This window comes from Devosia nitrariae (assembly GCF_030160115.1).
GTDB classification, from domain to species: Bacteria; Pseudomonadota; Alphaproteobacteria; order Rhizobiales; family Devosiaceae; genus Devosia; species Devosia nitrariae.
In genome coordinates this window covers 265,490-282,470 of sequence record NZ_BSNS01000022.1, presented here as the reverse complement: position 1 = coordinate 282,470, position 16,981 = coordinate 265,490, and the positions used below count along the sequence as shown (strand labels likewise).

10 protein-coding genes are annotated in these 16,981 nt (G+C 64.7%); 4 read left to right on the top strand and 6 right to left on the bottom strand.

Going from position 1 to position 16,981, the window contains the following annotated elements; genetic code table 11:
• Window positions 1-170: 170 nt before the first annotated feature.
• The 3 genes from gltB (at window position 171) to hpt (ending at window position 7,012) form a co-directional block, all read left to right on the top strand.
• A complete protein-coding gene (gene gltB / locus QQK18_RS20980) occupies window positions 171-4,919 on the top strand; it encodes a glutamate synthase large subunit (protein WP_284342326.1) in 4,749 nt (1,582 codons plus the stop codon).
• Between the two features lie 13 nt (window positions 4,920-4,932).
• A complete protein-coding gene (locus tag QQK18_RS20975; protein ID WP_284342325.1) occupies window positions 4,933-6,360 on the top strand; it encodes a glutamate synthase subunit beta in 1,428 nt (475 codons plus the stop codon).
• Window positions 6,361-6,472: 112 nt separating this feature from the next.
• Window positions 6,473-7,012, top strand: coding sequence for a hypoxanthine phosphoribosyltransferase (gene hpt / locus QQK18_RS20970; RefSeq protein WP_284342324.1), 540 nt, complete (start codon window positions 6,473-6,475; stop codon window positions 7,010-7,012).
• Between the two features lie 105 nt (window positions 7,013-7,117).
• On the opposite strand, the gene QQK18_RS20965 is transcribed toward hpt, so the two are convergent.
• The 3 genes from QQK18_RS20965 to galE form a co-directional block, all read right to left on the bottom strand.
• Window positions 7,118-8,284 carry an SGNH/GDSL hydrolase family protein gene (locus tag QQK18_RS20965; RefSeq protein ID WP_284342323.1) on the bottom strand — a complete coding sequence of 389 codons (1,167 nt, stop codon included), beginning with the start codon at window positions 8,282-8,284 and terminating at the stop codon, window positions 7,118-7,120.
• Between the two features lie 169 nt (window positions 8,285-8,453).
• Window positions 8,454-9,665: a lytic murein transglycosylase gene (locus QQK18_RS20960; protein ID WP_284342322.1), complete on the bottom strand. Its 1,212-nt coding sequence runs from the start codon at window positions 9,663-9,665 to the stop codon at window positions 8,454-8,456.
• A 150-nt stretch (window positions 9,666-9,815) separates the two neighbouring features.
• Window positions 9,816-10,802, bottom strand: coding sequence for a UDP-glucose 4-epimerase GalE (gene galE, locus QQK18_RS20955; protein ID WP_284342321.1), 987 nt, complete (start codon window positions 10,800-10,802; stop codon window positions 9,816-9,818).
• Between the two features lie 122 nt (window positions 10,803-10,924).
• On the opposite strand from galE, the gene galU reads away from it, so the two are divergent.
• Window positions 10,925-11,815: a UTP--glucose-1-phosphate uridylyltransferase GalU gene (gene galU, locus QQK18_RS20950; protein ID WP_379993834.1), complete on the top strand. Its 891-nt coding sequence runs from the start codon at window positions 10,925-10,927 to the stop codon at window positions 11,813-11,815.
• 27 nt (window positions 11,816-11,842) lie between these two features.
• Here the strand turns inward: galU and QQK18_RS20945 are convergent, their stop codons facing one another.
• The 3 genes from QQK18_RS20945 to QQK18_RS20935 all read right to left on the bottom strand — a co-directional run bounded on the left by QQK18_RS20945 (window position 11,843) and on the right by QQK18_RS20935 (window position 16,919).
• Window positions 11,843-13,105 (bottom strand): outer membrane beta-barrel protein, encoded by a 1,263-nt coding sequence (locus QQK18_RS20945; RefSeq protein WP_284342319.1) that lies wholly within the window; start codon window positions 13,103-13,105, stop codon window positions 11,843-11,845.
• A 288-nt stretch (window positions 13,106-13,393) separates the two neighbouring features.
• Complete coding sequence (rhaI, locus tag QQK18_RS20940; protein ID WP_284342318.1) at window positions 13,394-14,683, bottom strand: L-rhamnose catabolism isomerase; 1,290 nt, start codon at window positions 14,681-14,683, stop codon at window positions 13,394-13,396.
• Window positions 14,684-14,819: 136 nt separating this feature from the next.
• On the bottom strand, window positions 14,820-16,919 hold the full coding sequence (locus QQK18_RS20935; RefSeq protein ID WP_284342317.1) for a bifunctional rhamnulose-1-phosphate aldolase/short-chain dehydrogenase: 2,100 nt from the start codon (window positions 16,917-16,919) through the stop codon (window positions 14,820-14,822).
• Window positions 16,920-16,981: the final 62 nt, after the last annotated feature.

The window sequence follows — 16,981 nt, the reverse complement described above, 5'->3', positions numbered from 1 at the left end:
TGCTCTTTCGAGCCGTACTGTGTACGACCCGGGACGACAGCGCGCCCACGAAAGGACGAAATGCTGCATCCAGGCGCCGGCAAGCCGGCACGAACGCCAAGGATGCGAACGAGACATCAAGCGAGGTCGCCCGATAGCCGGGCGCCGGGCACTGCGAGAGAGGACACGATATGGCAAACGAACGGACCGGAACGGCTCTTACCGTCGGCGCGAGCGCTGCCAATCGCAAAACCCTGATCGCCAACGGCCGTCGCGTGGTTCCGGCTGGCCGCCCGCAGGCTCAGGGTCTCTACGATCCGACGCGCGAGCACGATGCCTGCGGCATCGGCATGATCGCCAATATCAAGAACAAGCCAAGCCATGAGGTGGTCGAGAAGGGTCTCGAGATCCTCGAGAACCTGGAGCATCGCGGGGCGGTGGGCGCCGATCCGCTGATGGGTGACGGCGCGGGCATCCTTGTCCAGATTCCGCATGCGTTCCTTGCCAAGAGCGTCGATTTCGCCCTGCCCGAAAAGCACGGCTATGCCGTAGCCATGATCTTTTACCCCAACGATCGGGCGTTGCGCGATCGTTGCGCGACGGCGGTCAAGGCGTGTCTCGAAAGCGAGGGGCTGACGCTTCTGGGCGAGCGGGTGGTGCCGACCGACAATTCCAGGCTCTCCGAGGGCGTCATCGCCACTCAGCCGTTCATCGAGCAGATGTTCATCGCCCGGCCGGAGGGCCTCTCCCTTGACGATTTCGAGCGCAAGCTGCTGATCGTGCGGAAGGTCATCTCCAATACGGTTTACCGCGCGATCCCCGAGAGTGACAGCGACAATGGGTTCTACGTCGTCTCCATGTCGGCGCGCACGCTCGTCTACAAGGGCATGTTCCTTGCCTACCAGCTCGGCGCCTTCTATCCGGACCTTTCGGACGAGGCGTTCGAAAGCGCCGTCGCGCTCGTCCACCAGCGCTTCTCGACCAACACCTTCCCCTCCTGGAAGCTCGCTCATCCCTATCGGATGACGACGCATAACGGCGAGATCAACACCATTCGCGGCAACGTCAACTGGATGGCGGCACGCCAGGCTTCGGTCGCCTCGAAGCTCTTCGGAGACGAGATCACCAAGATCTGGCCGATCTCCTATGAAGGCCAGTCCGACACCGCCTGCTTCGACAATGCGCTCGAGTTCCTGGTGAGCGGCGGCTACTCGCTGCCGCACGCGGCCATGATGCTGATTCCCGAGGCCTGGGCAGGCAACTCGCTGATGGACGAGGAGCGGCGTGCCTTCTACGAGTACCACGCCGCGCTGATGGAACCCTGGGACGGGCCGGCGGCGATGTCGCTCTCGGACGGACGCTATGTCGTTGCGACCCTCGACCGCAATGGCCTGCGCCCGGCTCGCTACCTCGTCACCAAGGCCGGGCACGTGGTGCTGGCTTCCGAATCCGGCGTCCTCGATATTCCCGAGGAAGACGTCGTCGAGCGCTGGCGGCTGCAGCCGGGCCGGATGCTGGTCATCGACCTCGAAGAGGGGCGGATCGTCTCGGACGAGGAGATCAAGCATCGCCTTGCCGGTAAGCACCCGTACAAGGAGTGGCTGGCCCGCACGCAGATCGTGCTCGAAGAGCTGCCGCCAACCGAGCCCAAGGCGCCCAAGTCCTCTGAGAGCCTTCTGGACCGCATGCAGGCCTTCGGCTACACGCAGGAAGACATCAAGCTCCTGATGGCGCCGATGGCGACCACCGGCCAGGAAGCCGTAGGCTCGATGGGCACCGATACGCCGCTCTCGGCGCTCTCGGACAAGTCCAAGCTCCTCTATACCTATTTCAAGCAGAACTTCGCCCAGGTCACCAACCCGCCGATCGACCCGATCCGCGAGGAATCGGTGATGAGCCTCGTCTCGTTCATCGGACCGCGGCCCAATATCTTCGACCTCGAGGGCCTCTCCAACCAGAAGCGGCTCGAAGTGCGCCAGCCGATCCTGACCAATGAGGATCTGGAAAAGATCCGCACGATCGGCGACATGCGCGACAACCAGTTCAAGACCGAGACGATCGACATCACCTATGCGACCGATTCCGGCGCGGCGGGGATGGAAGACGCGCTCGATCACATCTGCCAACTGGCGGAAGAGGCCGTGCGCGGCGACTATAACATCATCATCCTCTCGGACCGGCTGGTGGCGGCCGACCGCATCGCCATTCCGGCGCTGCTGGCGACGGCTGCCGTGCACCACCACCTCATCCGCAAGGGGCTCAGAACCTCCTCGGGCCTCGTTGTCGAGACCGGCGAGGCGCGCGAGATGCATCACTTCGCGATGCTCGCCGGGTACGGTGCCGAAGCGATCAACCCGTATCTCGCCTTCGAGACGCTGGCCGCGCTCCATGCCGAGGGCGAGTATCCGCCCGAGGTCGACGCCGAAGAGGTCGTCTATCGCTACATCAAGTCGGTCGGTAAGGGGCTGCTCAAGGTCATGTCCAAGATGGGCATTTCGACCTACCAGTCCTATTGCGGTGCGCAGATCTTCGACGCGGTCGGTTTGAAGTCCGATTTCGTCAACCGCTACTTCTTCGGCACAGCGACCTCGATCGAAGGTGTCGGCCTTGCCGAGATCGCCGAGGAGACGGTGCGGCGCCATCGCGACGCTTTCGGCAATGATGCGGTGCTGAGGAAGGCGCTGGATGTCGGCGGCGAATACATGTACCGCATCCGCGGCGAAAAGCATGCCTGGTCACCCGACACCGTCGCCGACCTGCAGCACGCGGTGCGCACAAAGGACGAAAGCCCGGAGAGCGCCCAGGAGCGCTACGAGAGCTTTTCCAGGCAAGTCAATGAGGCCATGAACGGCTTCAAAGCCATCCGGTCGCTGTTCGAGGTAAAGCCCCTGGGGTCGGCCGTGCCGATCGAGGAGGTGGAGCCGGCAACCGAGATCGTCAAGCGCTTCGCCACCGGCGCGATGAGCTTCGGCTCGATCAGCCGCGAGGCGCACACGACGCTCGCCATTGCCATGAACCGGATCGGCGGTAAGTCCAACACCGGCGAGGGCGGCGAGGAGCAAGATCGGTTCAAGCCGCTGCCGGACGGATCGATGAACCCGCTGCGCTCGGCCATCAAGCAGGTGGCCTCGGGCCGGTTCGGGGTGACGGCTGAATACCTGGTCAACTCTGATGCCATCCAGATCAAGGTGGCGCAGGGCGCCAAGCCCGGCGAGGGCGGTCAGCTTCCCGGCCACAAGGTCGACTGGAAGATCGCCAAGGTGCGGCACTCGACGCCCGGCGTCGGTCTCATCTCACCGCCGCCGCACCATGACATCTATTCGATCGAGGACCTGGCACAGCTCATCTACGATCTGAAGAACGTCAACGAGCAGGCCGATGTCTCGGTCAAGCTCGTTTCGGAAGTGGGTGTGGGCACGGTCGCGGCGGGCGTTGCCAAGGCGCGGGCCGACCACATCACAATTTCCGGCTATGACGGGGGCACGGGCGCCTCGCCGCTGACGTCGCTGAAGCACGCCGGCGGTCCTTGGGAGATCGGCCTTGCCGAAACTCACCAGACCCTGGTGCTGAACCGCCTGCGCGCGCGCGTCAAGCTTCAGGTCGACGGGGGCCTGCGGACCGGACGGGACGTGCTCATCGGCGCGCTGCTCGGGGCTGACGAGTTCGGCTTCTCGACGGCACCGCTGATCGCGGCCGGCTGCATCATGATGAGGAAGTGTCACCTCAATACCTGTCCGGTCGGGGTTGCGACCCAGGACCCGGTGCTGCGCAAGCGCTTCAAGGGCACGCCCGAGCACGTCATCAACTACTTCTTCTTCGTCGCCGAGGAGCTGCGCGCTCTGATGGCGCAGATGGGTGCAAGGACGCTGGCCGAGGTCATCGGGCGCTCGGACCTTCTCGACCAGAACAGACTCGCCGACCATTGGAAGTCGGCGGGGATCGACTGCTCGAAGATCTTTTATAAGCCCGATCCGATCGGGGGCGACACGCTCCATCACTCGGAGCTGCAGAACCACCACCTCGAGACGGTCCTAGACCGTACGCTGATCGAAAAGGCGATGCCGGCGCTCGAGAACCGCACGCCCGTGCAGTTCGAATTGCCCATCCGCTCGCGCGACCGCTCGGCCGGAGCCATGCTCTCGGGCGAGGTGGCGCGCCGCTTCGGGCATGAGGGCCTGCCGGACGACACCATCGCCATCCGCCTCAACGGCACCGCCGGGCAGAGCTTCGGCGCGTTCCTTGCGCGCGGCATCTCGATCGATCTCGTGGGCGATGCCAACGACTATGTCGGTAAGGGCCTCTCGGGCGGGCGCCTTGTGGTCAGGCCGTCGGAGAAGGCGGCGATCGTGCCCGAGAAGTCGATCATCGTCGGCAACACGGTGCTCTATGGCGCCATCGAGGGCGAGGCCTATTTCCGGGGCGTTGCGGGCGAGCGGTTCGCGGTTCGCAATTCCGGCGCCATCGCCGTCGTCGAAGGCACGGGCGATCACGGCTGCGAGTACATGACCGGCGGCCTCGTCGTCGTCATAGGCGAGACCGGGCGCAACTTTGCCGCCGGCATGTCCGGGGGCGTCGCCTATGTGCTCGACGAGGACGGCACGTTCCGCTCGCGCTGTAACCTGGCCATGGTCGATCTCGAGCCGGTGCCCGAGGAAGAAAACCTCATGCAGAAGATCCACCACCACGGCGGGGATCTCGAATGGCACGGGCGCGTCGACATCTCCGGCGATATGACCCGGCACGACGACGAGCGCCTGCAGCAACTGATTGCCAACCATCTCCACTACACCGGCTCGACCCGGGCCAAGGCGATCCTCGAGAACTGGGAGGCCTACAGGCCCAAATTCGTCAAGGTGATGCCGGTCGAATACCGCCGGGCGATCCGCGAGATGGAACAGAAGAAGAAGCGCGCCGCCGAGCTCGGCGTGGCTGCAGAGTAGGAAAGGAAAGCCGATGGGTAAGGTTACAGGCTTCCTGGAAATCGACCGCGAGGAGCCCCGGTACGAGCCCGCCTCCGATCGCATCCGTCACTTCGGCGAGTTCTCCATTCCGCTCTCGGAAGGGCGGGTGGTGGACCAGGCGGCGCGCTGCATGGATTGCGGCATCCCGTTCTGCCACGGCGACACGGGCTGCCCGGTCAACAACCAGATTCCCGACTGGAACGACCTCGTCTACCAGGGGGACTGGGAGGAGGCGGCGCGCAACCTCCATTCGACCAACAACTTCCCCGAGTTCACCGGCCGCATCTGCCCGGCGCCGTGCGAGGAGGCGTGCACCCTCAACCTCGAGGACACGCCCGTCGCCATCAAGACCGTCGAGCAGGCCATCGCCGACCGGGCGATCCGCTCGGGCTGGGTCAAGCCGCAGATTGCGGAAACGCGCACCGGCAAGTCGGTCGGCATTATCGGGTCGGGCCCGGCCGGCATGGCCGCGGCTCAACAACTCGCCCGCGCCGGCCACGAGGTGCATGTCTATGAACGCGAGCTGAGGGCAGGGGGCCTGATGCGCTACGGCATCCCCGACTTCAAGATGGAAAAGGACCATATCGACTTCCGCGTCAGCCAGATGGAAGCCGAGGGGGTCATCTTCCACTATGGCGAGAACATCGGCGTTTCCCGTCCGCTCTCGGACCTTCGCGCGCGCCATGATGCGGTGCTGCTCAGCGGCGGGGCGGAAAAGCCGCGCGAGGTCGGGGCCGAGGGCGTCGAACTCGACGGCGTGCATTTCGCCATGCCGTTCCTCGTCCAGCAGAACCGGCGCATCGGCGGCGAGGACGTGTCGGGCGAAATGCCGCTCGTCGCCGCCGGCAAGCATGTCGTCGTCATCGGCGGCGGCGACACGGCCTCGGACTGCATCGGCACCTCGTTCCGGCAGGGGGCCATCGCCGTCACCCAGCTCGACGTGCGCCCACAGCCGCCCGAGTTGGAGAACAAGCTGTCGACCTGGCCCAACTGGGCGGTCAAGATGCGCACCTCCTCCTCGCAGGCCGAGGGCGCCATCCGCGAGTTCGCGGCAGGAACGCTCAAGATCATCGGCGACGCCAAGGGGCGCGTCACAGGCGTCGAATGCGCCCGCGTCGACCGGCAGCGCCGGCCGATCCCGGGCACCGACTTCGTCATCAAGGCGGACCTGGTGCTGCTGGCGATCGGCTTTGCCGGCCCGGTGCAGGAGGGGATGCTCAATGAGCTCGGTGCCGAGCTCGACAAGCGCGGGAACCTCTTTGCCGACACCTTCAGCTATCGCACCAGCGTTGCCGGCGTCTATGCGGCCGGCGACATGCGGCGCGGCCAATCGCTGGTCGTCTGGGCGATCCGTGAGGGACGCCAGGCGGCACGGGCGATCGACATGGACCTGATGGGCAAAACGGACCTGCCGCTTTAGCTTTCCTTTGTCACGGGATGCGAAGAGTTGCCGCTTTCGCATCCCGTTCTAACCCATATGGGCCCGGCGACCGTCCGGCCTTCGCTTTTTCGATTCGAGGACCGACAGGACGATGGGCGTAAACTACGTGGTCGACGAATTAATCTCGGCCAAGGCCGTCGCGGCCCGTGTCGAGGGCCTTGCCAAGGAGATCTCGACCTATTTCCGCGATACCGAGAAGCTCGTCGTCGTCGGGCTCCTGCGTGGCTCGTTCATCTTCATCGCCGATCTGGTGCGCGAGCTCGACCTGCCGGTCGAGGTCGATTTCCTCGAAGCTTCCTCCTATGGCGATGCCATGGAATCCAGCCGCGAGGTGCGCATCCTCAAGGACTTGCGCGGGGAGATCGCCGGTCGCGATGTCCTCGTCGTCGAGGACATCGTCGATACCGGCTACACGTTGAAGCACGTGCTCGAGATCCTCGCCACGCGCCACCCGCGCCGGATGGAAGCGTGCGCGCTTCTCAACAAGCCCTCGCGGCGTGAGATCGACATCGCCGCAAAATGGGTCGGATTCGATATTCCCGACGACTTCGTCGTCGGCTACGGCATCGACTATGCGCAGCGCAATCGCAACCTGCCCTATATCGGTACGGTGCGGTTCGTCGAGGGCTGAGGCTCGGACCGACGGCCTTTTGGCCATCTGTCGTCACGGAGGTCCCTCACGTGGGTGCCGTGGAGGCGAACGAACCGAAGAATCTCATCAGCTGGAAAAATAGAGCTATCGTCCTGCCGGATTTTCTACGTCCCGCCCCGGACTAATCCCGACGCCGAATGCATCGACCCGCCCGACCGGGGCCTTGACCATCTGCTCGAGGTCGAAGGATGCGGCCGGCTCCGGGATGCTAACTGCCGAGATCAGGTCGACTGCGGGCGGGGGCGAGCGGGTCAGGGGCGTTACGGCGCCGGCGACCTCCAGGAGCCGGATCTGGCCGAGGCCTTGCAGGGGCGGGCGCAGCATGGCTCCGGCGTCGGTGCCGGCCAGCGGGTCGGCCACCTCGATCGATATGCCGCCTTCGCGATAGAACCTGCGCACGGACTGGGACACGAAAAAGGCGAGCTTGTCGGCGCCGGCGGACGAGAAGTGGATGCCGTCGTCCTTGCGTATCCTGACGTTCTGCCCGTTGAGGTCGGGCCCATAGGCTGAATACTTGCCGTCCTCGCCGAGGAACCGTTCATAGACGTCGACGAATTCGGCTCCGCCCGAAAGGCTGGCGAGCCGATGGATGGCGCTGATCTGGCTGATGGCGGTCGAATAGGAACTGCCCGACATCGGCGGCAGCCCGATCCAGATCGCCGGTTTGCCGGCGGCGCGCAATTGGTTGAGGAACGTCGTGATCCGCGCCTGGTAGGCGGCGGTCCATGTGTCTGACAGCGGCTGAAGGACCTGACCATTGGCGCGCATCTCCTGCCGGTCGTTGATGCCCACGATAATGACGGCGAGATCGAAGCTGTCCTTGGCGATCTCGTCGTTTATGGCTGCATTCCAGTTGAAATAGTCCTCGCGCACGAACCCAGACGAGCCGACTCCCTGGTCGAGAACGATGAGGTTGGGATCGTCGACGTAGAGGCGCTCGAGCGCCTTGGCGAGGTCGACGGCCAGCGAGTCGCCGAAAACGGCGAGGCGCGTGGCGCCCTCTGCCTTTTCGACTGTTGGCTTGGGCGGGGGGAGGTTTGCCGTGGGCGTTCGCTGGCGAGGAGCGGTCTGTCGCGGCTGTTCGACCGGTTGACGCTGCGGCGGTTGGGGGTCGCCGAACAGCAGGTCGAAAAGCGTGCGGCGCCGAGGCTCCTGCTGGGCAAGGAGAAGCGTTTCGGCCTGCGCGAAGGCGGGCGCGGCATCGACCGCCGTGATGCAGAGAGCAAGCAGAAGGACGAAAAGGCGAAGCATTCGTGTCTTTTACCAGAACGCGATGGGTAAGGCACGAGGCTCAGTACCCCCCTCCCAACCTCCCCCACAAGGGGGGAGGTGCCGGATTTGTGCGAGTGGCACAATCGTGCCAAGAGCACTGTGCTACACCTCCCCCCTTTGGGGGGGAGGTTGGGAGGGGGAATCCTTTTCACCTTGCGGCACTCATCAGTGCCTCATACGCGGCGCGGGTGATGAAGCCGTCGGCGACCTCGCCGCGAGAGGCCTGGAAGCGGGCATAGGCGGCCTGGGTAATGGGTCCGATGCGCCCGTCGAGGTTGCTCTCATAGAGGCCGAGCGCTTTCAGCGCCCGCTGGATGGCCTGACGCTCGGAAAGGTTGGGAAACTGCGTGGCGCGCGGCCAGTCGTCGGCAAAGGGGCCGGCGCCCTTCAGCCGGTCGGTCATGTGGGCGACCGAAAGCGCATAGCTGTCGGAGAAATTGTAGCCCTTCAAAACGAGGTAGTTGCCGGTCATGAGGAATTTCGGCCCGTCCTTGCCGGCGGGCACGTAGAGGAAAACGGGTTCGGAAAGGTCGGCGAACTGCCGGTTGCCGACCCGGGCGATGCCTCGTTCGGTGAAAAAGGAAGCTGGGCGCAACTGGCTGCGGTCGGCGAGCAGGTAGTCGAAGCCCGGGAGTACCTCGACCTCGAAGCCCCAATCGGTGCCGGGCTTGTAGCCCAACGCCCGCAGGTACACCGCGCTCGTCGCCAGGGCATCGGCCAACGAGTTGTGGAGGTCGATGCGCCCGTCGCCGTCCCCGTCGGTGCCATGCCGCACGACGTTGGACGGATTGACCTGCAAATGGCCGATGGCCCCGGCCCAGGAGCCGACAAGGGTGTCGACCGTTGCCGGTCCGCGTTCGAGGAGCTTCAGGGCCGCGATGAAATCGGCCTCGTCCTCGACGAGCCGCGAGCGGCGCTGATGGACGAGGGTCGCCAGCGAGCGGATGATCGGCCGGATATAGCGCGGGTTGCCGAGGACGCTCCCATAGTCGGTCTCCATGCCCCAGATGGCGGCGAGCAGATAAGGGTCGACGCCGTAGCGGGCGCCTGTCGCTTCGAAGAGCGCGGCATTGCGCTCGATCGCCGCACGCCCACGGGCTACGCGATCTGCGCTGACGCGGGTTTCGATGTAATCCCATACGGGCGTGGTGAATTCGGGCTGGCCGGTGACCAGCGTCGGTGTCTGCGGGTCGGGCGTCAGCCCGGCGGTCGCGGCACGGTAGGTGTCGCGACTGACGCCGGCCGCCACGGCCTTCGCCTCGAAATTGGCGAGGAACGCGGGAAAGGATTCGATCGGCTGGGCGAGAGCGATGCCGCCGCCTGCAACTACAAGCGCGATTGCCGCCAGAATCCGCAGCATGGGCATCCCTCCTCGTCGGACCCATTGTGCCGACCGATTCGGGCCAGATTCAAGGCTGCCGGCAGCGCCGAGCAGCCAGGGCGCAAGCTTTCTCGTTGTCGCGTTCTCGAACCGCAAAAAGTGGCATCCGCTTTTGCTGAGGACGCTCCTTCAGCGATTGCGCCGGATGAGGTGCTGCTCCCAGTCGAAGGCGGTCTTGACGATCTCGTTGAGGTCGTCGTGCCGGGGCGTCCAGCCGAGGAGCTTGCGCACCCTTTCGCCGGTCGCGGTGATCGAGGCCGGATCGCCGGGGCGGCGCGGGCCTTCTTCGACGGGAAAGTCGACGCCGGAGACGGCCTTGACCGTGTCGATCACCTCGCGCACCGAGTAGCCGCGCCCGTAGGCGCAGTTGAGCGTCGTGCTGTCGCCGCCGGCCCGCAGGCGCTCGAGCAGCAGCGCGTGGGCCTCGATGAGGTCGGTTACGTGGATATAGTCGCGCACGCCAGTGCCGTCCGGTGTCTCGTAATCGGTGCCGAAGATCGCCATCTTGTCGCGCTGGCCGAGCGCCGTCTGGCAAGCGACCTTGATGAGGTGGGTGGCCATCGGCGTCGACTGGCCGGAACGGCCGGCGGGATCAGCGCCCGCCACGTTGAAATAGCGCAGCACTCCATAGGTGATGGGGTGGGCGGCCGCGACATCGGCCAGCATCCATTCGGTCATCAGTTTGGAGCGCCCATAGGGCGACATGGGGTTGAGGGGCGTTTCCTCGATGACGGGCGCGAGCCCGGTCATACCGTAGACGGCTGCGGTCGAGGAGAAGACGAAGTGCTTGACCCCGCCCTTGACCGCCGCCTCGATGAGATTACGCGAGGTTGCGGTGTTGTTGGCGTAGTATTTCAGTGGGTTCTCGACCGATTCCGGCACGACGATCGAGCCGGCGAAATGAACGATTTCGGTTATGGCGTGTTCAGCGATCACCTTGCCGACGAAGTCCATATCGCCTGCATTGCCTTCGACCAGTTCCGCGCGGTGGTCGATTGCCCAGTCGAAGCCGGTTACCAGATTGTCGAGGACCACCACTTTCTCGCCGGCGTCGGCAAGCCTCAAAACCATATGGCTGCCGATATAGCCGGCGCCGCCTGTAACGAGAACGGTCATGTTGTTTACCCTGGGGGAGGAAATGACGAAACGACGCGGATGCTATTGGCGAGGTGTTGCGATAGCTTTACCAAGCTTTCCACCGATCTTTCCATTCCATCAAGTGCATAGACCGGAGCCAAATGGTGCATAAACGCGTACGTACTGCCGTCTTCCCCGTCGCCGGGCTCGGGACCCGGTTCCTGCCTGCGACAAAGGCCATGCCCAAGGAGATGCTGACGGTCGTCGACCGCCCGCTGATCCAGTACGCGGTGGACGAGGCGCGCGAGGCCGGCATCGAGCATTTCGTGTTCGTCACCGGTCGCAACAAGGGCGTGATCGAAGATCATTTCGACCGGCAGTTCGAGCTCGAAACCACCCTCGAGGCGCGCGGTAAGGTCGAGGCGCTGGCCGAGCTGCGCATGGACCTGCCCTCGGCCGGCCGGACGAGCTTTACCCGTCAGCAGGAGCCGCTGGGGCTCGGTCACGCGGTCTGGTGTGCCCGCGATATCGTCGGCGACCAGCCGTTCGCCCTGCTCCTGCCGGACATGCTGTTCCGAAGCGAGCCGGGTGTCCTCAAGCAGATGATAGAGACCTACGAGGAGACCGGCGGTAACCTCGTTGCGGTCGAGGAAGTGCCGCCCGAGGACGTCAGCTCCTATGGGATCGTGGCGCGCGGGGAGGGACCGGACGAGGGTTTCCGCATCACGCAGATGGTCGAAAAGCCCAAGCCCGAAGATGCGCCGTCCAATCTCATTATTTCCGGCCGCTACATCCTGCAGCCCGAGATCTTCAACCTCTTGGCCGAACAGACCAAGGGCGCGGGCGGGGAGATTCAGCTCACCGACGCCATGCAGACGCTGATGCGCAGCCAGACCTTCATCGGGGTCAAGTATCGCGGGCAGTCCTTCGACTGCGGCGCCAAGATCGGGTTCCTCACCGCCAATGTCGTCTATGCGCTCGATCGCGAGGACATCCGCGACGGGTTTCTCGCCGAACTCCATAAGCTCGGAGTCGGGCGCGAGATCAATTAGCCGCTAGCCAGGGACGTTGAGAACGCCTTAGCGCGAAACGGTGACGCCCACCGTCACCCGGTGCGTGTCCTCGGGCGTGTCGCCGGACTTTTCGGTATGGGCAAAGCCGTAGTCGGCCGAGAGCTGGGTATGGGCGCCGAGGCGGTAGTCGGTACCGAGCCCGAGGCCGTAGCCCTTTTCGGTCTCGCCCGAACCTTCGAGCTCGGCGTCCCACCAGTCGGCGCTGGCACGTAGCCGCAACCAGCGGTTGACCGTATAGGCAAGCTCGGCATCGGCGCGGGTTTCGATGCGGGCGGTGCCGGAGGTGTCGACTCCCGCCGCTTCGAGTGTCCTGCGGAAGCCGGCCGAGAGCGTGACGGTCGGGTCTGGTGTATAGGTCAGGCGAGCGTCGAAGAGAGTCGAGGTGATCTCGTCGAGCGCGCCCGCGTCGAACCGGCGCAGCCCCACTCCGACCGAGCCTTCGGCCGTGAGGATCCCGCGCCAGTTGCCGGCAAGGCCGCCAACGAGCGCATATTGCGTGGCGTCGGCCTTGACTCCAAGGCCGGGCACGGGATGGTCGAAGATCTCCCGCTCGACGCTGCCGCGCCCGAACACTTCGAAAATCGGGGTGATCTGGTAGCCGACGCGCAGCCCGGTATCGAAGGTCCAGGCATTGTCGTGGCCGTTAAGCTCCTCGATGCCGCCGGTCATGATCGTCGGTCCATAAACGGTGCGGGCAACGCCGCCGTCGAGGCCGACGGAAAAGAGGCCGAAGCGCCGCGACACGCCAAGGTCGACGCTCCCGGAAATGCTGTCGGCCGGGTCCTCGACGTCGTCCGCAACGCCCGGATCGTTGGGATTGGGCTGTTCATAGGCGAGCGCCGCGGATCCGGTGAGGTCGGTGACGCTGTCGAGCGCATAGGCACCCGAGACGCCGAGGCGGAGCGCCTCGACATGGGTCTCGCCGTCGAGCGGCAGGGCGAGCTCGGCCTCCGTGTCGAGGACAAGCGTCGACCGCCCGCCCTCCCGAGTCAGCGTCACACGCGGAACCAGCACCGCTTCATAGCTCTCGCCGTCCTCGTCCTGCGTAAAGCTACCGCGCAGCGCCAGGCTCCAGTCGACATCGAACGGCAGGTGGGCAGGCTCGGCCGGGGGAGGGGAGAGCGGCGTGCCGGGCGCCAGGGGGTAGAGGTCCGGCTCCAGTCGATCATCGGCCGCCCATGCGCCCGCGATCGGCGCGGCCGCAATGAGCAGCAGGCCGGCGAACAGCTTTACGGGCCAGGATTTGGGCCGACGTGCGGGGCAGGACAAAAGGCGCTCCATCCGCCTGCCCGTTGCGCAACGGGCAGGCGCTCACGCCATGCTTGGACGGTTATGGTTAATAAAGCGTTGTCGGCGATTGGAGCTACGGCGGAACTTGCTTTATCCCAGTTCTCTCGAAACGTCCGGTTTGGCTCCTAGTTTCCCCACTCGCCCGTCATCCCCGCGAAAGCGGGGACCTCCGTTTCCCTTGCAGAATTTGCTAACAGAGGTTCCCGCTTTCGCGGGAATGACCCGGTGGAGATGAGCGTTCTTGAGTAGGGACGATTCAACGCAGACCTAAACGATCCCCCCCGACCCGCCGGCAACGGCCGGGCGTATCTCGGCGACCTTCTGCCGATAGCCCGAGGCGCGGTAGGCGCCGACGGGGTCGATGGCGCCGCCCTTTTCGAGGCGGACCATGGCCAGGATCGGTTCGACGTCGGTGCGGAAGGCGGTCTTGAGGGAGAGGGTCGCCATCAGTGCGTCATTGGCCTGCTGGTAGCCGTCGAGGGCCTTGCGATCGACGAGAAGGGCGCTGGTATAGGCGCGCAGCACTTCGGCCGCCGACACCATCAGGCTCTCGATAGGGTCGGTGACGTTGTGGCTCTGGTCGAGCATGTGGGCGGGGTGGAAGTCCGGCAGGTTGAGCTCGGCATCGACCAGTTCATTGAAGACAAGGAACAGGCGGTAAGGGTCGATCGCACCGGTGTCGAGGTCGTCGTCGCCATACTTGCTGTCGTTGAAGTGGAAGCCGCCGAGCTTGCCGAACTGGATCAGCCGGGCAACGATCATCTCGATGTTGACGTTGGGCGCATGGTGGCCGAGGTCGACGAGGCAATAGGCCTTGTCGCCCAGCTCTTTCGAGATCAGGTAGTTCGTTCCCCAATCTTGCACGACCGTCGAATAGAAGGCCGGCTCGTACATCTTGTGCTCGGTAAAGATGCGCCAGTCGTCGGGGAGCGCCTTATAGACCTCTTTCATCGCCTCGAGATAGCGCTCGAACTGGCGGGTGAAGTGGGCCTGGCCGGGGAAGTTCGAACCGTCGCCGATCCAGACCGTCAGCGCCTTTGAACCGATGGCCTTGCCGATCTCGATGCACTCGATGTTGTGCTCGACCGCCTGCCTGCGGGTTGCCGCATCGGTATGGGAGAGCGAGCCGAACTTGTAGGAGTGCGCCTGCCCCTGGGCATCGGAGAAGGTGTTGGAGTTCATGGCGTCGAACCCGAGGCCGAGCCGGTCGGCCGTCTCCCTGAGACGGTTCGGGTTGGCCTTGTCCCACGGGATGTGCAGGGAGACGCTGGGGGTCGCCTGGGTCAGTTGGTTGATGACGGCGCAGTCCTCGAGCTTGTCGAAGATGTCGCGCGGCTCGCCGACGCCGGGGAAACGGGCAAAGCGCGTGCCGCCGGTGCCGACACCCCACGAGGGAATGGCGACGGTGAAGGCGGCGACCTTCTGCTTGATCTCGTCGATGGCGACGCCGGCCCGGTCGAGCCGCTCGCCGAGGGTCTCGTAGTCGCGGCGAAGAGTGGCTTCGCGCGCGGCGTTGTCCTTTTCGATGGAAGACTGGTCGAAGATGGATTCGTGCATGTTGTTCCTCCCGTGAGTCCCCCCTCCTAGCCTCCCCCAAAAGTGGGGAGATGAACCCTGTGTGCGTGGCAGTATCGCGCCACAAACGCTGCGCTCACCCTCCCCCTTGTGGGGAGGGCTAGGGAGGGGGTTCTGCTTATCGCGTGAATGCCTGGGCGTTGCCGGCGTCGACGTTGATGATGTTGCCCGTGGATTTGGCCGACATGTCCGAAGCCAAAAAGTAGATCGCCTCGGCAATGTCCTCGGGAAACACGGAGCGCTTGAGCATCGAGCGCTGGCGGTAGTGCTCCTCGAGGTCGTCGGTGTTCATCTTGTAGGCAGCGGCGCGCTGTTCCTTCCATTCGCCGGTCCAGATCTTGGAGCCGCGCAACACCGCGTCGGGGTTGACGACGTTGACGCGGATCTGAGCTTCGGCGCCTTCGAGCGCCAGGCACCGGGCGAGATGGATCTCGGCGGCCTTGGCCGTGCAATAGGCGGCGGCGTTCGGCGAGGCGGCCAGCCCGTTCTTGGAGGCAACGAAGACGACGTTGCCGCCGATCTTCTGGGCGCGGAACAGCTTGAAAGCCTCGCGCGACACCAGGAAATAGCCGGTCGAAAGGATATCCATGTTGCGGTTCCACAGCGCCAGCGTCGTCTCCTCGATCGGTGCCGAGGAGGCAAGGCCAGCGTTGGAAACGAGAATGTCGAGGCCGCCGAACTCCACTGCCGTGTTGGTAAAGCCGGCCAAGACCTGGTCCTCGCTGGTGACGTTGATGTTCACTGGCCGCACGAAATCGGCACCGAAGACCTTCGAGAGCTCCTCATGGGCACCGGCGAGGGCCGCTTGGTCGATATCGGCCAGCACCACGCAGGCGCCCTCACGCAAGAGCCGCGCGGCCGTCGCCTTGCCGATGCCGCCGGCCCCGCCGGTGACGAGCGCGACTTGGCCGGCCAGCGACTTGGGTTTGGGCAGGCGCTGGAGCTTGGCTTCCTCGAGAAGCCAATATTCGATGTCGAACGCTTCCTGCTCGGGCAGGCCCCGATATTCCGAAACCGTCGAGGCGCCGCGCATGACGTTGATGGCGTTGACGTAGAACTCGCCCGAGATGCGCGCCGTCGCCTTGTTCTTGGCGAAGGTGAACATGCCGACGCCCGGCATCAGGTAAACGACGGCGTTGGGATCGCGGATGGCGGGCGAGTTGTCGCGCTTGCAACGCTCATAATAAGCCGCGTAGTCGGCTCGGTAGGCGGCGACGTCGTCGGCGAGCTTGTCGACGACCGCATCGACGTCGGGCTTGGCCGGATCGAAATCGATGACCAGCGGGCGGATCTTGGTCCGCAGGAAATGGTCGGGGCAGGAGGTGCCCAGCGCCGCCAGCGGCCGCAGATCCTTGGAATTGACGAATTCGAGCACGGCCGGCGAATCGTCGAAATGGCCGAGCTTGTGGCTGTCCTCGGAGATGAGGCCGCGTATCTTGGGCATCAAGCGGGCGGCGATGGCGCGGCGCTCGTCGGCGGGCAGGGAGTCTACCGCCTTTCCGCCGAAGATCGCCTTGCCGGCGGTCTTCTCCTCGAACCAGGCGGTGGCCCTGTTGATGATGTCGATGGTCGTCTCGTAGCACTCCTTGGGGCTATCGCCCCAGGTGAAGAGCCCGTGGCTCTCGAGCACGACGCCTTTGGCATTGGGATTCTCGAGGCAGAATTTTTCGAGCCACAGGCCCAGCTCGAACCCCGGCCGTTTCCATGGCAGCCAGCCGATCTCGTCGCCGAAGATCTCCTGGGTCAGCGCCTTGGAGTCCTTGGAGGCCGCGATGGCGATGATCGCGTCCGGGTGCATGTGGTCGACGAAGGGCCTCGGTACATAGGCGTGCAGGGGCGTATCGATCGAGGAGGCGCGCGGGTTGAGGTTGAAGGTCGCGTGGGGGAGGTAGCCGACCATCTCGTCCTCGAACTCGAGACCGCGATAAAGACCCTTCAGCGCGCGGAGCTTCTCCATATAAAGAGTGGCAAAGCCGTCGAGCCTGATCGTGCCCACGTCCCCGCCCGAGCCCTTGACCCAGAGCACCTCGACCTCTTCGCCGGTCAGCGGGTCCTTCTCCATGATCTTGGACGAGGTGTTGCCGCCCCCGTAGTTGGTCACCCGCTTGTCGGAACCGAGGAGGTTGGAGCGGTAGACGAGGCGTTCCGGCTCGCTCATCGCGGCGGCTTTGGCATCGTCCCAAAGATTGGCGAGGCGCGGATGCGCGGACTTGGACATTGGACCTCCTCCCAAGGGAAATTCGCGTGCTAGGGTTTGGCTGGACAATGGCCATAGAAAGC

Excerpts from the sequence above, each read along its gene's own strand:
- hpt (WP_284342324.1), top strand. The coding sequence starts at position 6,473 with ATGGGCGTAAACTACGTGGTCGACGAATTAATCTCGGCCAAGGCCGTC.
- QQK18_RS20960 (WP_284342322.1), bottom strand. The coding sequence starts at position 9,665 with ATGCTGCGGATTCTGGCGGCAATCGCGCTTGTAGTTGCAGGCGGCGGC.
- QQK18_RS20935 (WP_284342317.1), bottom strand. The coding sequence starts at position 16,919 with ATGTCCAAGTCCGCGCATCCGCGCCTCGCCAATCTTTGGGACGATGCC.
- QQK18_RS20965 (WP_284342323.1), bottom strand. The coding sequence starts at position 8,284 with ATGCTTCGCCTTTTCGTCCTTCTGCTTGCTCTCTGCATCACGGCGGTC.
- QQK18_RS20975 (WP_284342325.1), top strand. The coding sequence starts at position 4,933 with ATGGGTAAGGTTACAGGCTTCCTGGAAATCGACCGCGAGGAGCCCCGG.
- galU (WP_379993834.1), top strand. The coding sequence starts at position 10,925 with ATGGTGCATAAACGCGTACGTACTGCCGTCTTCCCCGTCGCCGGGCTC.
- galE (WP_284342321.1), bottom strand. The coding sequence starts at position 10,802 with ATGACCGTTCTCGTTACAGGCGGCGCCGGCTATATCGGCAGCCATATG.
- gltB (WP_284342326.1), top strand. The coding sequence starts at position 171 with ATGGCAAACGAACGGACCGGAACGGCTCTTACCGTCGGCGCGAGCGCT.
- rhaI (WP_284342318.1), bottom strand. The coding sequence starts at position 14,683 with ATGCACGAATCCATCTTCGACCAGTCTTCCATCGAAAAGGACAACGCC.